The 13,800-nt window shown below is 63.3% G+C and carries 12 protein-coding genes and 1 pseudogene; 3 read left to right on the forward strand and 10 right to left on the reverse strand.

Annotation, left to right across the window (positions count from 1 at the left end):
* Positions 1-31: 31 nt before the first annotated feature.
* The 5 genes and pseudogenes from AX769_RS13845 to AX769_RS24045 all read right to left on the reverse strand — a co-directional run bounded on the left by AX769_RS13845 (position 32) and on the right by AX769_RS24045 (position 5,454).
* Positions 32-628: an RNA polymerase sigma factor gene (locus tag AX769_RS13845; RefSeq protein ID WP_239451793.1), complete on the reverse strand. Its 597-nt coding sequence runs from the start codon at positions 626-628 to the stop codon at positions 32-34.
* Between the two features lie 287 nt (positions 629-915).
* Entirely contained in the window at positions 916-1,545 is a 630-nt protein-coding gene (locus tag AX769_RS23135) for a DUF4232 domain-containing protein (RefSeq protein WP_082763820.1), read from the reverse strand.
* A gap of 301 nt (positions 1,546-1,846) precedes the next feature.
* Positions 1,847-3,038: pseudogene (locus AX769_RS13855) on the reverse strand (IS3 family transposase).
* 44 nt (positions 3,039-3,082) lie between these two features.
* Positions 3,083-3,262, reverse strand: a complete 180-nt coding sequence (locus AX769_RS24040) for a DUF4304 domain-containing protein (RefSeq protein WP_157887625.1) — start codon at positions 3,260-3,262, stop codon at positions 3,083-3,085.
* 1,649 nt (positions 3,263-4,911) lie between these two features.
* Positions 4,912-5,454, reverse strand: a complete 543-nt coding sequence (locus AX769_RS24045) for a hypothetical protein (RefSeq protein WP_157887626.1) — start codon at positions 5,452-5,454, stop codon at positions 4,912-4,914.
* A 138-nt stretch (positions 5,455-5,592) separates the two neighbouring features.
* Here AX769_RS24045 and AX769_RS13880 point away from each other — a divergent pair, with 138 nt between their 5' ends.
* Positions 5,593-6,978: an IS1380 family transposase gene (locus tag AX769_RS13880; RefSeq protein ID WP_066280405.1), complete on the forward strand. Its 1,386-nt coding sequence runs from the start codon at positions 5,593-5,595 to the stop codon at positions 6,976-6,978.
* 758 nt (positions 6,979-7,736) lie between these two features.
* Here the strand turns inward: AX769_RS13880 and AX769_RS13885 are convergent.
* Positions 7,737-8,285: a carbonic anhydrase gene (locus AX769_RS13885; RefSeq protein WP_066280407.1), complete on the reverse strand. Its 549-nt coding sequence runs from the start codon at positions 8,283-8,285 to the stop codon at positions 7,737-7,739.
* A 64-nt stretch (positions 8,286-8,349) separates the two neighbouring features.
* Positions 8,350-9,321, reverse strand: a complete 972-nt coding sequence (locus AX769_RS13890; RefSeq protein ID WP_066280413.1) for a GlxA family transcriptional regulator — start codon at positions 9,319-9,321, stop codon at positions 8,350-8,352.
* Between the two features lie 238 nt (positions 9,322-9,559).
* On the opposite strand from AX769_RS13890, the gene AX769_RS13895 reads away from it, so the two are divergent.
* Positions 9,560-10,099, forward strand: a complete 540-nt coding sequence (locus AX769_RS13895; protein ID WP_066280415.1) for a GNAT family N-acetyltransferase — start codon at positions 9,560-9,562, stop codon at positions 10,097-10,099.
* A gap of 30 nt (positions 10,100-10,129) precedes the next feature.
* Here AX769_RS13895 and AX769_RS24050 read toward each other — a convergent pair whose 3' ends face one another.
* Positions 10,130-10,510: a hypothetical protein gene (locus AX769_RS24050; protein ID WP_157887627.1), complete on the reverse strand. Its 381-nt coding sequence runs from the start codon at positions 10,508-10,510 to the stop codon at positions 10,130-10,132.
* Between the two features lie 267 nt (positions 10,511-10,777).
* Positions 10,778-10,951, reverse strand: a complete 174-nt coding sequence (locus AX769_RS24055; protein ID WP_157887628.1) for a hypothetical protein — start codon at positions 10,949-10,951, stop codon at positions 10,778-10,780.
* Positions 10,952-11,336: 385 nt separating this feature from the next.
* On the opposite strand from AX769_RS24055, the gene AX769_RS13900 reads away from it, so the two are divergent.
* Positions 11,337-12,473 (forward strand): hypothetical protein, encoded by a 1,137-nt coding sequence (locus AX769_RS13900; protein ID WP_066280417.1) that lies wholly within the window; start codon positions 11,337-11,339, stop codon positions 12,471-12,473.
* A gap of 285 nt (positions 12,474-12,758) precedes the next feature.
* On the opposite strand, the gene AX769_RS13905 is transcribed toward AX769_RS13900, so the two are convergent.
* Entirely contained in the window at positions 12,759-13,310 is a 552-nt protein-coding gene (locus tag AX769_RS13905) for a hypothetical protein (RefSeq protein ID WP_066280419.1), read from the reverse strand.
* Positions 13,311-13,800 lie beyond the last annotated feature (490 nt).

The raw sequence follows: 13,800 nt of genomic DNA on the forward strand, positions 1-13,800 counted from the left end.
CGGCGAACCGGGTCATGTTCTGGGATCTCGTTCATTTCACCTCTCCCAACGACGTGGGGGTTGAGATGTGCGGGTTGATCTCGGCCGCGGCCTTCGCAAGTCGCGCTTTGGCGCGGGACAGCCTCGATTTGACCGTGCCCACAGGGACGCCCAAGACTTCGGCGGCGGCTGTCAGCGAGAAATCATTGATCACACAGAGCCCCAGCACTCTCTGGTCTGCCACGGAAAGCCGACGGAAGGCAGCTCGAAGCGAGGCGTCCTGCGCGGTGCGATCGAGCCGTTCTAGGATCTCCGTCGCAGGGTCGGGAGATGACTCCGACGGGACGAGTTTGGAAAGCAGAACGCGTTTTCGCTGTGCGCTGCGCCTGCCGTTCCGGGCGACATTGGTCGCCGTTACAAGAAGCCACGCCAGCACCGAACCATTGACCACACGCACCGCCTCCCGGCGTCGCCAGGCTTCGAGAAACACGATCGCCGTGGTGTCTTCCGCGTCGTGAGTGGACTCCGACATCCTCAGGGCGTGACCGTAGACGCGGCCGTAGTGCTCGTCGAAGACGACCCCGAACGCATCCGCATCACCTCGCCGAACGCGTTCCCACACCGCCTTTTCGTCAGTGGCTTCGTTCACAGCACCCGGCCCCCTCGTCCAAAACCTTCTTCTACCGGATAGTGTCGCAAGACCCCCGGAGGTTCCATCGAGTCAACACGGGTGACTCCCCGTCGTCGCCCCGGATCTCAGGCAATCCGCGAACAGTTGCAGGTGACTCTTGAGACGCCTCACCCAAGGGAACCCTTGGGTGCTGGGGCGTGGGAGGGCTCGGCTTAGATGAATCAGACACCCCAAGACAGCAGACGTGGGTTTCGATGTCTGTGACACCTAGGTGCGTCTCGATGACGCTGCCCGTGTCAGCCTTGTCAGTCGGCTTGGAAGGGGGAGACTTGGAGGAGGTCGTCGGTGGTTTTGGCGCATGCGTCCAGGCCCGGGTATGCGGCGAAGAGTGACGCTTTCTGGCCTGGCGGGTAGATGCGGAAACCGTCTGCGGTCGTTATCTGGCAGGCGCTGGGGACGACGTTAGCCGCTCCGAAGTAGGACATGGGAGCGAGGGCCTTCTGTCCTGTGGCAAGGGTGAGGGTCGCGCCTTTGGGGGCTTTGTTGAACTCTGCCGCCGCTCCGATTTGGGTACCGTCTGATTGGCCGACGAAGGACACCCCCGGGTAGCCCTGGATGGTGCACGTTGCCGGACCCTTGTTCGTCAGGACGACGGCCAACGCTTGGTTGTTCTTTCCTGGAGTCGAGCCCGGAAGGGGGTGCTTGATGACGGTCGCGGTCAGACTCGAGGTCGGGCATGGCTGCACGGTGCTTGCCGTGGACGGGGTTGGTGCTGCGGTCGTCGTTGTTTTCGACACCGTAGGTGAAGGCGTCGTGGTCGCCAGGGCCTGTTTCGAGTCGGTTGACGTGGGAGGGGTGGAGGTGTGCGTCGTCGAGCAGCCGGCCATCGTCAGGGCGATGACGGCGCAGGCGAGGAACATGCCGGTTCTTTTCATGAAGTGTCTTTCATGGTCGTGGGGTGCTTTGCGTGCGTGCGTGTCGAATGGTCCGACGGTGACGTCCCCCCTCTCGCTTGCGGCCACAGCACAACTGCAAAGGGTCCCTTTGCCAGGTAGTGTCACGAACCCGGGAAAGGTTCCATCCTCCCGGCCTCACGATGGCGATAACAGTTCGACAGGTGGCGTAAGGAACAAGTTCACGAGGACTGAGAGCCTGGCGACGCGGGAGGGAACACTGTCCGGGCAGTACTCAGCAGGGTCTGCCCAGACTTTGGTTGATAGTGGGGGTGGGTGTTTCCTACGCCGCGTGTGCGGCTGAGTAGATTGTCTCAAACTCGCCCGGGGTGAGCTTCCCGAGAGGCCTTTGCCGGCGGCGGTTGTACTTCGTCTCGATCCGGACGACCATCGCGAGGCGCAGTTCCTCCCGGGTGTTCCACCGGCGCGTGTTCAACACGTTCTTCTGAAGCAGGGAAAGAACGACTCCATCGCGGCGTTGTCGCTCGAGGACCCGACACGGCCCATCGAGCCACGCAGGCCGTTGTTCTTCAAAAGCCGGACGACCTTCTTCCAACGAAATTGGCTGCCCCTGTCGGAATGGACGATGGTGCCGGTCGGGGCGCGGAGGGTGATCGCGTTCCGAAGGGCCGCGGCGGCGAGTGCCGATTTCATGCGGGTGTCGATGGAGTAGCCGACGATCTTGTTCGACCAGCAGTCTTTGACCGCGCAGAGGTAGAGCTTGCCCTCGCTCGTGGTCCAGTGCTCGGTGATGTCGGTCAACCACACCTGGTCCGGTCCCGTTGCGACGATGCTGAAGTCGTGGGTCACTCGGCCCCTGTCGTGGACGACGCCGAGGAGGTCGTCGTGGACTGCGGGACCGGGTTTGTTGCCCTTACCGCGCCTTCGGTGGCGGGAGGCCTGCAATCCGGCGATGGCCGCCAGGCGCCACAGCCGGTTCTCGCTCGCAGTCGCGCCCTGGTCGGAGAGTTCGTCGGCGAGGAACCGATACCCCAGCGTCGGATCGTCGGCATGAATGTCCGGCAGCACGTCGATCAGATGAACATCGTCCCAGTCCCTCCGGGACACGGGATCCCGCAACCACTTGTAATAACCCTGGGTTGATCGGCCCAGGACCCTGCACGCCACCTTGACCGGCACCCTGATCGGGGCGCCGGCCGCGGCCATCTCACGGACGAGCGGGAAGACTATTTTCCCGGCAGGTTCGCCTGCGACAGATACGCTGCCGCGCGCCGCAGCACCTCGTTCTCCTGCTCGAGCAGCCGGATCCGCTTCCGCGCCTCTCGCAGCTCCGACTGATCGGCTTCGGTGACGCCAGGACGATTGCCGTCCTCGATGTCGGCCTTCTTCATCCAGCCATGCAGACATCCTTCGGAGATCCCGAAGTCCTTCGCGATCTGCTTTAACGGTGACTGGCCCTTCCGGGCCACGGCCACGACATCGTCGCGGAACTCTCTCGGGTATGCCTTTGCCATGATTGACGTCCTTCCAGCGAGAACGAATCCTCACAGGTCAGGTGTCAACCAAACCCTGGGCAGACCCAGTTGACGTAGGCATCAACCGATCCGCCGTCGCCCCAGGCGGATTTTTGGACGTTGATGATCGCCCAATCAGCGTGCGCATTTCGTTTGCGCCAGTCGAGACCCGATCCGGTGAAGCCCAATTCACGCAGTGCTGGGGCCACATCGAGGCGGAGCATGTCGCGAAAACGATCCCGAGCATCCAATGTCCAATTCTCCTGCCTCTTGACTATCGAAGGATCGGCCTGGTCGGCGGGCCTGACATTTACGCGACGACTCTCCAAGTCTATGGCGACCTCTGCTGGCATCGGATTTTGCATGCCCGCGCGGCGATTACGAATCGCGACATGCGACTTCGAGGTCCCCAGCGTTTCTCGCGAGTGTCCATGGACGACGGTCTACCGAACCATCGAGCACGCCAGGTTCGCGTCCACGTCCACTCACTGATCCCGACTCGGGCGACGTCATGAAAGTGGCGGCGCCCCGCCCCTGATTGGCCACGGAGGAACGGTTAGCGTGCATCGTCTGATGAGGCGCCGCCGACTCCTGCCCACTCGTGCAGGCTGTTCCGGACCTCAAGTGCGTGCTCGGCAAATGCGGAGAGAGTTCTTCCGCCGGCGTTTAATGCGGTGACCGGCGTGGAATGTTCTCGGCCGCGAGAGTCGGTCCACTTCACAAGCGGCCAGGGCGTAATCGACGTGATCGACTCGCGAGGAACAGTCCGTGACCACAACTGGCCGTAAACAACCATCTCGTCCTGACGAAGTATGACGCGTGAGCGAGGAATGCGAATCGCCGACACGATTCCGAAGAGTGCGGCTAGGACTCCGATGCCGAACCAGGGCCAGCCCGGGGAGTTCCAGGTCCCCTGCCACATGATGAACCCTCCAGCGAGAGCTACGAGGACACCGGCTCCGACCCCAAGCCGTCTGGTGAGTCGTAGCTGCTGGATGACGATGTCTGAGTTTGGGTCTTGGCTTTCCGAGTTCACGACTGCTAGGTAACTCGCGCGTCGACGCGTATGTCAACGTCTCGGTGCGGAACCAGTTCCGGACGAATCGGGTCGGAAACCCAAGTTGACTAGAGGATGTGCAGAGCGGCGAGAACGACGATGACAATAGCAACTGCGACTGCGGTCGCTAGGGTCCAAATCCACCAGGAGCGGGACTTTGTCGTGCGCGCCGCTTTGTCGACTGGCGATTCTGTGATGCCTATGTAGTCCAGAGCACGTCGCGCACGACTCGGCTTCTCATCCATGAGGCCAGACTGTCATCTTCCATTCAGCCGCGTGGACGTGCACTCGAGTGAACCTTTGGGCCGATGTTTTGCCGTCGGCGGTGAGCGGCACAACCTGCTGACCCCGCGCGCAAGCCGGGCCCCGAGCGTTCGCCCACGATGGTATTCGCCCAGGCACGGCCTGCGGACACTCGAGACTGCCGATCCCACTCCGCGACGATCGAAGTTGTTATCGCTTAGGAATTTTCAGCCAGGTCCATACAGCCAGGAGAGCAACAGCCAGGACGATAAAGACGATGGTCGTCCATAGGGGCGCGCCCCAGATCGGGCAAAGAATCGCGAAGATGACGCTCATGACTGCTACCGCAAAGTAGTAGACAGGCGGCTTGTTAGCGCGCCCCCGGGTTGGCTTTGAGACGCCGAGGAACCGGAGGATGGACTGTCGCATACAGCAGGGTGTCACGTCGGGGAAGTTTTTCGGAAGCCAGAGCCCTCAAGGCCAGCGTCCGCAGAACATCGTCGTGCGGGACAGCCCAGCGCCTGCCCGCGGCGCAACGGCTACTGGTCCGTGCGCCTGGATCGGAAGTACCTGCTAGCCCACGAGGTTGAAAAGCAGGTTGGCGACGTCGAGCCTCCACCTGATTGGGACCGACATGACGGCCGTCCTGATCAGGTCGTCCAGGTCGGCACCCGGCTCGTCGTGCAGAATCACGGAGGCTGGGAGGGGCTGCATGACGAATTCGTCATCGTGAAGCGTCGACGCATCGATCAGTATCTGATCGTGGCATTCATCCATGAGATCCGCGAACAGGTCGCCGCTATTCTCAACCCAAGAAGTGGGAGCGCCCGCAAGGCGCTTCAGCAGACTCGGGTCGACATGCCGTGACGGCATTTCAACAGCCATAGTGCTGATTTCGTTGTTGTCGCGATCGATCCACACTAAGTCAGGATATCGGCTCGCCTGAGCCGCATCTTGTTCTGCCGTATGGATGACTTCCGGGATCTCTACTTTCGTCTTGTCGGAGCGCAGGCCAAGCGGCGTCTCGCACTCGCGCAATCGCCGTTGGCACCTTCGTCGATAGAGCAGCTGGCGCACTTTCTCAAGCACGACGAGTTCGGTCTCCTGATCGAGCAACTCGGGGAAGAGCTAAGCCTGAATCCACCGATGGACGTTTAGTTGGGGTCGGCGCGTTAAACGGAGAATGCCTTTCTGATCAGGGAAAATAGAGCTTGTTCAGAGTCCTATTCGCCCGATAAGGAAGGCATCTCGCAGGTGCAAGTTTCTCACGCCGCCAGGACTGCTGCTGCGTCATTTGATGACCCGAATCTCGTGTCGACCGCCGGGCTGCTCCCGGTCATGCGCTTGGCCGAGACCGCCGGTCTTCGCAGCCTGGCCGATCAGTGGTTGACGGTTCCGTCGGACAAGGGTGCCAACGCCGGGTTGAAAGTCTCCTCCCTGGTGGCGGGGATGGTTGCCGGTGCGGACTCGATCGATGACATGGCGCTGCTGCGTCACGGTGGCACGGGCAAGCTCTTCACCGCCTGTTATGCGCCGTCGACGTTGGGATCGTTCCTGCGGGAGTTCACGTTCGGGCATGTCCGCCAACTCGACGCCGTCGCCTCCCGGCTCCTCGTGGGCCTCGCCCGGGAAACACCCCTTGTCCCGAAACCCTCCGGCGCAGGCATGGTCTTCGTGGATGTGGACGACACGATCATCGAGGTGCACGGGCATCAGAAGCAGGGCGCCGGGTTCGGATACTCCAAGGTCCGCGGCCTCAACGCACTCCTGGCGACCGTGTCCACCGACACCAGCGCCCCGGTGATCATCACCCAACGGTTGCGGAAGGGCGCGTCCGGATCGCCGCGCGGTGCTGCCCGGATCGTCGCCGACGCCCTGAAAACCGTCACAAGACTCCCCGGGACATCGACGGCCCCGGTGCTGCTGCGGGCGGACTCCGCCTATTACGGCTTCGCGACCATCAACGCGGCCCGGAAAGCGGGAGCGGCGGTGTCGGTCACGGCCCGGCAAGATCCGGCCGTGAAACGCGCGATCGCCACCATCCCGGAGAACGCGTGGACCCCGATCGAATACCCCAACGCGATCATCGATGAGGACACCGGCGCGTTGATCTCCCACGCGGAAGTCGCCGAGGTCCCCTTCACCGCATTCACCTCGAGGGCGAAGAAAGACCACACCCCAGGTCGGCTCGTGGTGCGGCGCATCCCGGAGCTGAACAAGAAAGATCTCGAGCATCCGACGCTCTTTGACACGCACCGGTTCCACGCGTTCTTCACCACCAGCGCCCTGGACACGGTGACCGCGGACCAGGTGCACCGCCGGCACGCGATCATCGAGCAGGTCAACGCCGATTTGAAGCATTCCGCCCTGGCGCACCTGCCGTCGGGGATCTTCACCGCGAACGCCGCCTGGCTGGTCCTCGCCGTCATCGCCTTCAACCTCACCCGCGCCGCCGCCACCATCACCGGGCAGGCCCTGGCGAAAGCGACCACCGCCACGATCCGCCGGAAACTGATCACCGTCCCGGGCAGGGTCGCGTCCTCCGGACGCCGCATCCGCCTGCACCTGCCCCATGCCTGGCCCTGGGAGGCCGCCTGGACCGCGCTGTTCGCTCACACGACAGGGCCACCCCGACGCTGATCAACCCCTCCGACCAGCCATCACGGCGCGACTAGGAACCAACAGTGGAACGATCAGGGCAGCAAGGCCCCAGGCTTCACCGCGCCCACCCGCACCCCGACGCTCACCCACCCCGCGACCCCACCCACCCCAGAAACATCGGTGGATTCAGGCTAAGGGACGCCGATGGGAGCGTACTTCCCGAGACTGTCAGCATTTTGGAGTCACTAACCGAGGTCATGGATACAGACGCTCCGTGGCTTCGGGATCTATGTGCTCGATGTATTTGACCCGTCTTGAGAGGTCGGGCCAAGAATTCGGCTTACAGTGAGGCCGAGTGCAGTCCCTTTCGCGCTCGGTAACGCCCTACGGCCACGCGCGACCGAGATGACCGCGACCAAGCATGCTCTTGCTGCTCCCCATCGTCATTTCCGTCGGCATCGCATGCCGACAGTTACCGCGACCGCAGTCGCTATCAGGATGACAATCAAGGGGACAACGAAGGCAACGGGGTGAGACGTATTGGCGTAGGAGCCAACGGCGACCGTCGAAACGATGCCGGCTGGCTTGAGGTGAATCACGTCGGCAGGTTATCTGATGCCACTAGGCAATGACGACGGACGCGATGCCTACGCGACAGGGCTTGATTGCAGGCCGGACGCTCTTCGTGCACGCCGATCAACGTTCGGAGTGGAACGGTCACTGCGCGTCAGTTGCGGCAGAGTTACACAGCAACGGGAAGCCGGTTGGGTCCGGGCCTTACAGTGGACGGCCACGGACTAGCCCTGGCCGTTCCTGCAGTGGGGCGCGACGAGTTGCGTCGCGATCCCGGTGTGGATGTCGTAGCTCCAGCCGGAAACACGAATGTCGCCAGAGAGATGGGTGTCCTGGAGGATGCGGTTCACGTCGCCGGGAACGGTGTCGGCCGGGTTGGTGACGGCGGTCGCGACGAGGGTGGAGCCGTCGAATCCGCGCTTGACGAAGCCAGCGCGGAGCTCGGCGTCGGCCATGAGGCCGGAACCGCAATCGGTGTGGTGCATGACCATGACCTCGAACCAGTCGGCGTCCGGTGTTTTGGTTTCGTGGAGGTAGCTGATCCAGGCCATGTCGTCGAGTACGGCTTGAGTCACTCGCCCTCCCACGCTTCGGGCGACGATCGCGTCACCCAGGGTCAGTTCGAAGACATCGCTGGGATCCACTCGCGGGTCGATGCAGGTGATCACATAGACCTGCTTGTTCGGGACGAAGGGGATCTGGGGAACACCCTTTTTAAGGTCCGTTTGTGCGAATTGGGTGTTAGCCGTTCGAAGTGCTTCAGAGTTGTTCATGACACCATCCTGAGCGCCGGCCCGACGGCGGACGATCGTGGTTCTGGCCAGTAGCCGCTGGCTTTCAGCCACGCCCGAGGGAATCTTGGCCGTGGAACTGGGCGCGGTAGTTGCTGGGCGTCGTGGCCATGGAGCGATGAAAGTGGGTACGCAGCGTTGAAGCGCTGCCGAGCCCGCAGTGGGCCGCGATGTCGTCGACGGATAAGTCCGTGGTTTCGAGCAGGCGGCAGACTTCGCGGATGCGTTGGGCAAGAAGCCACCGCATGGGGCTGTCGCCGACCTCGTCGACGAACTGGCGCGAGAAGGACCGGGCGGGCATTCCGGCGTGGCGGGCAAGACGGTCGAGTGTCAGGGGTTGTTGCATGTTCGTGATGGCCCATTCGCGGGTTGGCCCGAGGCCCCCGTCCTCGGGGAGGGCGCGGTGGGCGTATTGCGCTTGGCCGCCAGAGCGGTGGACAGCGACGACCATGCGTTGGGCGACCGCGAGAGCCGCAGCCTCGCCGTGGTCTTTGCGGACCATGTGAATGCACAGGTCGATGCCGGCGGAGAGGCCGGCGCTTGTCAGGATCTGCCCGGTGTCGACGTATAGAACGTCGGGACGGACCTGCACCCGGGGGTAGTCGTGTTGCAGGCGGTCGGCTTCCTGCCAGTGGGTCGTGGCGGGACGTCCGTCAAGAATCCCCGCGGCTGCGAGGGCGAAGGCGCCGATGCAGATGGATGCCACTCTCGCTCCCCGGCTGACGGCGGACTGCAATGCAGCCACGGTTGCATCATCCAGCGGCTCGCTGCGGTGGAATCCCGGCACGATGACCGTGTCCGCCACATCAAGGAGCCCGAGGTCGTTCAGGACCTCGATGCCAAAGCCCGTCGACGTGGGCACGAGCCCCGGCTGAGGCGTACAGACGTCGAACTGGTAGCGGTCCTGGACCGCTGGGTGGCCGAATATTTGCGCCGGAATCGCGAGGTCGAATGCGACCGTGTACGGCAGAGCGACCGCGACCACCCGGTGCCGTGCTGGAAGTCTCTGACGATCCACGCGCTTATCGTAGGAGCTCGACTGATCACCCGTCCGCAACAGAACGGGTTGCGGACCCTTTTCGGTCTTGCCTGCTTCGGTAACTCTTTGGCGTACGTCGCACGTGCTCCCTGTCCTGGCCTCAGTTGACCTGACCGGGAACCTGATCCGCGCGTTTTAGTCCAGCGCTAAAAGGGCTACGTCACGAAGTCAAAGTTTGTGCGCAACGGAGTTCGGGTTGCCTGGTCATACTTGCTTCATGGATCGCAACGAGGCATCTTCGCCGGGGGTTGTCTTCGAGACGGAGCGCCTCGACTTACGGCCGTGGCGGATGACCGATGCACGGTTTCATCGGAAGCTGTGGGAGGAACGCGACAAACGCGTCCCGGCCCACCGTCGGATCACGCCTGATGGTCGTCCTACCGTTGCCGAGTTGACTAGCTGGCTCAGCAGTTATGAGCCCGTGCCAGCGCCTGGCCTCCTGGTTGTGCAACCTAAGGGCGCGATGTCGCCTGTCGGGTACTGCGGGCTCATCCCGAACAGTGTCGGTCTCCCAGACGAGCCGGAACTAGCGTTCGAATTTCTCCGTACGTTCTGGAACCTGGGATTTGCTACCGAGGCCTCACAGGAGGTAATCGAACAGGCGCGGGCTATCGGCTATCGGCAGCTCACTTCCACGGTTCGAGAATGGAACACCGCTTCACTGCGAGTACTCGAGAAACTTGGATTTGAGGCCACCCGCGAAAGGGAGATCGCCGACGCACACGGCGATTTGCTCCTGCTGAGGATGATTCTTTGACTGTCGCCTCGGCGACCCATGGTCGAACGCCTATTGAGATGGCGTGGCCGTCCGGTCAGCGTTAGGTCGGTTTCGCCTGCGCCCTCGAATGATGAGAAGCAGAATGCCGAAAGTGACCAGGCTTGTTGCCATCAGATACACGCCCGTCCAGCGCAACGAGACAGGGGTACCGCCGAACACGAATCCCAGCGCAAAGCTGATGCCGACGAAGAAGATCGTCAACAAGAGAGCGGCCAGTGGCTCTAGCCACCATGGGCCGATCAGGTCCCGTCTTGAGAGGGATAGTCCCTTGCCTTGTCGGCGGTACGCGGTGAATTGGCGATCTCGTATGGCCACACCAATGGCAGGACCCCAGAATGCTCCCGCGGCGGAAACGGCCGGGTCCACGATAAGAGTCACTGCGAAGGTCACGACACAGGCGACGAGGTACCACCACGGAAAGATCCGGCGGAGTGGGACGATCCACGGCGTGAAGCGAGGTTCCCGAGCGTCCTTGCTGGGTCGTGACATCGCGGCTTCCTCACGAGGGTATGGATTTAGGAATGATGTGCCCTCCCACCCAGCGTGAGAATTTCGGACCTGTTCGGCTGCAAAGGTACCGGACCTGGCCCGCGTGCACCGTGCAGTGTTCGAGACGCGATCGTAGGCTCCGTCTATGACTTTGCGCGGGGTCCTCGACTACATCGGCATCACGCGCCAGAAGGGTGAGCGGAACTGGTTGCAGAAGTTGCTCGACCGGCGGCGTGCACGATAATCGATCGGCTGTCGAGACGGCGCGAAGTGGAGTTCTTCGCCGATGACCTCGTCGGGGGTGCGGCGGATGGGGTGCAGGATCTCGAGCGGGTCGGTCATGGTCTCTCCTCACGGTGGCCGAGAGAGCAAGACCGCACCAGAAGCCTCCCGGAAAACACGAAAGCTAACGACGACTGTCGTTGGCTCGGGGCTCTGGCTAGAAGTGATCGGGCGCTAGATGACGCCGGCTCTACCCAGAGCCGGTCCATAGGTCATGCGGATCGCGATCACAGCGTCGGCATAGGGCATGGGCCCGCGGTGGCTCAATACCTTGATCATTTGGACGGAGTGCGACCTGTGTTGGCGGGCTACCGGCCAATTACGCGTCGCCGGTGAGCACCGATTAGATTGAGGGTGCGACTGGCGCGGCCGGGGTCACCGGCGTGGAGCATGCGACTGACATCGACCGCCTGGGTGTCTTCTTTCCGCACGGACAGGAGCCCCAATGCGCTACGGCATGAACCCCCACCAGCAGGCACGAATTCTCGACGGGGTCGGCCCGCGGGTGATCAACGGCGAACCGTCGGTGATCAACTACCTCGACGCCCTTAACGCGTTCGCCCTCGTACGCGAGGCCGACACAGCGACCGGCCGCCCCTCCGCTACATCCTTCAAACACGTCTCTCCCGCCGGAGCCGCGATCGCCGGTGACGTCGACACCGTGGCCGCCGACCTCTGGCGAGTCCAAGGGGTCGCGCCTACGAGCATGTTCTCGGCGTACGTCCGTGCGCGAGACGCCGACCCCAAGTCGTCGTTCGGCGACGTCGTCGCGCTGTCGCGCCCGGTCGATCGGGAGACTGCCCAGTTTCTCCGGACGGTCATCTGCGACGCGGTGATCGCGCCCGGCTACGAGGACGGTGTTGCAGCCGAACTGAGTGCGAAACGGTCCGGGAGCTTCCTCGTGCTCGAAGCGGATGACATCCTGCCTGGCGTTCGTGGGCGAGAGCGGCGAGACGTCCACGGTGTGACCATCGAGCAGGATCGCGACACCGCTGACATTGCACTCGCGCTGCCCGATGACGGGTCGCTCGATCTCGCCACGCGCACCGACGCGATCCTAGGCCTGCTGACGGCTCGGTACACGCAGTCGAACTCGGTCGTCTTCACCCGCGCCGGAGCCGCGATCGGCATCGGGGCAGGCCAGCAGAACCGTGTCGACTGCGTTCGTCTGGCCGGGTCGAAGGCCCGCACCTGGTGGCTGCGCCGGCACCCGTTCGTCGACGGCCTCGCCTCCGTCGTCGGCATGGGGCGGCAGGATCGCCTCAACTGGCAGATCCGATTCGCCGGCCACGAGATGACCAGGGGGCAGCTCGAGGAGTTCACACAGCTTTTCGGCACAGAGGCACGCGCGCAGTACGACGACCCGACGTGGCGCGATGCCCACACGGCGACGCTTGACGGGGTGACGATGACCTCAGACGGTTACCTGCCGTTCCGCGATAACGTCGAGCACGCTGGCGAGTTCGGTGTCACAACGATCGTCGAGCCCGGCGGTTCGACACGCACCGCCGAGGTCGTCGACGCCGCGCGCATCCTCGGGATAACTCACGTGCAGACGGGGCTGAGGCTCTTCCACCACTGAGCCTCAGGTCGTTACACCCCACAAATCGGCGGCCCGAGGACCAGCTCCCCCGGCGAAAGTTCGTTCCCCCAGGCTGATCGGTCATCGAACCGGATCACAGGCGGTCGTGAACCGATCCGATCTCAACAGGCCGCCCGGAAGCGGGACGCCCTGCGGACGCCGAGGCTCGTCACAGGAGGACCACGCCGACTCTGCCTGCTGCTCGGTGGCATCGCCCTCGTCTGCCACGTCGCAAGATGGCCAATAAGTCCGACTACTAGACCGCCAACTGCAAGGCCGACTCCCCTATTGGCAGATGTTCTCACTGTCGTTGATGTCAGTAGCCGCACTCACTGCGGACGCTGCGTCGAGAGGAACCTGCTGAGCCGCGTCTGCGGCATCGGTCACGGCTTGGAGGTCGTATGTCGACTGGTAGTTGTCCATCGCAGTCTCAAGGTCGTCATTCGCGTTAGCCATCGCCGTTAGCTTGGCGGCCGCAGTCGTAGCGGCGGCCGCATAGTCAGGTTTCGTGAGCGATGCGAGTGCCGTGTAATTGCCGGCCACCGTGCGGGAGTCATTTGAGGCCTCGCTTAAGGCGGTTGCCGCCTGGGGGAAATAGTCCGGGCTCTGTGCAGCGCGTGCGAGGGCCTTGTGCGCGGCGTCGCTCGACGATGCCGAGGCTCCCGCACCGGCGACGAGGTTAGCCTTGGCCTCTGCGCAAGCATTGTTCTCCGGCTTCGCCTTCGGGGCGCTGACGCTCGTGGCGTCGTCTGACGTCGACGAGCATCCAGCGAGTAGCCCGGCCGCCACCACTGTGAGGGCGATCAGCGATCCGGTTCGGGTTCCGATCCTGTTCATAGGAAAGGAAACTATCGGTCCCGAGGAACCTTCACGACACCCCAAAACGAGGAGGACCTCGCGTCCACTGGACCCCCGGGCCGTCCCGAGCGTTTGCCTGCTCGTACTCGGGGCGGCTACCCGGCATCCCTGCTGACCTGGCACCCGTGCTCATGGCACTCGTGCTCCTAGCACTCGTTCTTCCGCGCACGGCCGCCCGCGCGAGCGCGTGCCCGCCTCGCGCGTGCAGGCGCTCACCCCCGACGCGCTCGCGCATGGTGCTGCACGCGCGGGGAGGAACGACCATGCCCAACTGGCAGGGCTCAAACCGGGTCCGGCGGCTCCCGCCCGACTTGCCCAGGATCCGTACCGAGGTGCTCGCTACAGCCGGCCACCGATGTCAGCACCTGCGAGCCGACAACGGCCACAAGTGTGGACTCCGGACAGAGCAACGACACGAATTGGGATATTCCTCGACTTGACCTGAGCCAACCACAGGTCGTCTCCTGGC

The sequence above is a fragment of the Frondihabitans sp. PAMC 28766 genome (genome assembly GCF_001577365.1).
GTDB lineage: Bacteria > Actinomycetota > Actinomycetes > Actinomycetales > Microbacteriaceae > Frondihabitans.

Bases quoted from the DNA above. Each gene is read 5' to 3' on its own strand.
- AX769_RS23135 (WP_082763820.1), bottom strand. From the start codon at position 1,545: ATGAAAAGAACCGGCATGTTCCTCGCCTGCGCCGTCATCGCCCTGACG.
- AX769_RS24040 (WP_157887625.1), bottom strand. From the start codon at position 3,262: ATGCTCCGCCTCGATGTGGCCCCAGCACTGCGTGAATTGGGCTTCACC.
- AX769_RS13885 (WP_066280407.1), bottom strand. From the start codon at position 8,285: ATGAACAACTCTGAAGCACTTCGAACGGCTAACACCCAATTCGCACAA.
- AX769_RS13895 (WP_066280415.1), top strand. From the start codon at position 9,560: ATGGATCGCAACGAGGCATCTTCGCCGGGGGTTGTCTTCGAGACGGAG.
- AX769_RS24055 (WP_157887628.1), bottom strand. From the start codon at position 10,951: ATGACCGACCCGCTCGAGATCCTGCACCCCATCCGCCGCACCCCCGAC.
- AX769_RS13900 (WP_066280417.1), top strand. From the start codon at position 11,337: ATGCGCTACGGCATGAACCCCCACCAGCAGGCACGAATTCTCGACGGG.
- AX769_RS13905 (WP_066280419.1), bottom strand. From the start codon at position 13,310: ATGAACAGGATCGGAACCCGAACCGGATCGCTGATCGCCCTCACAGTG.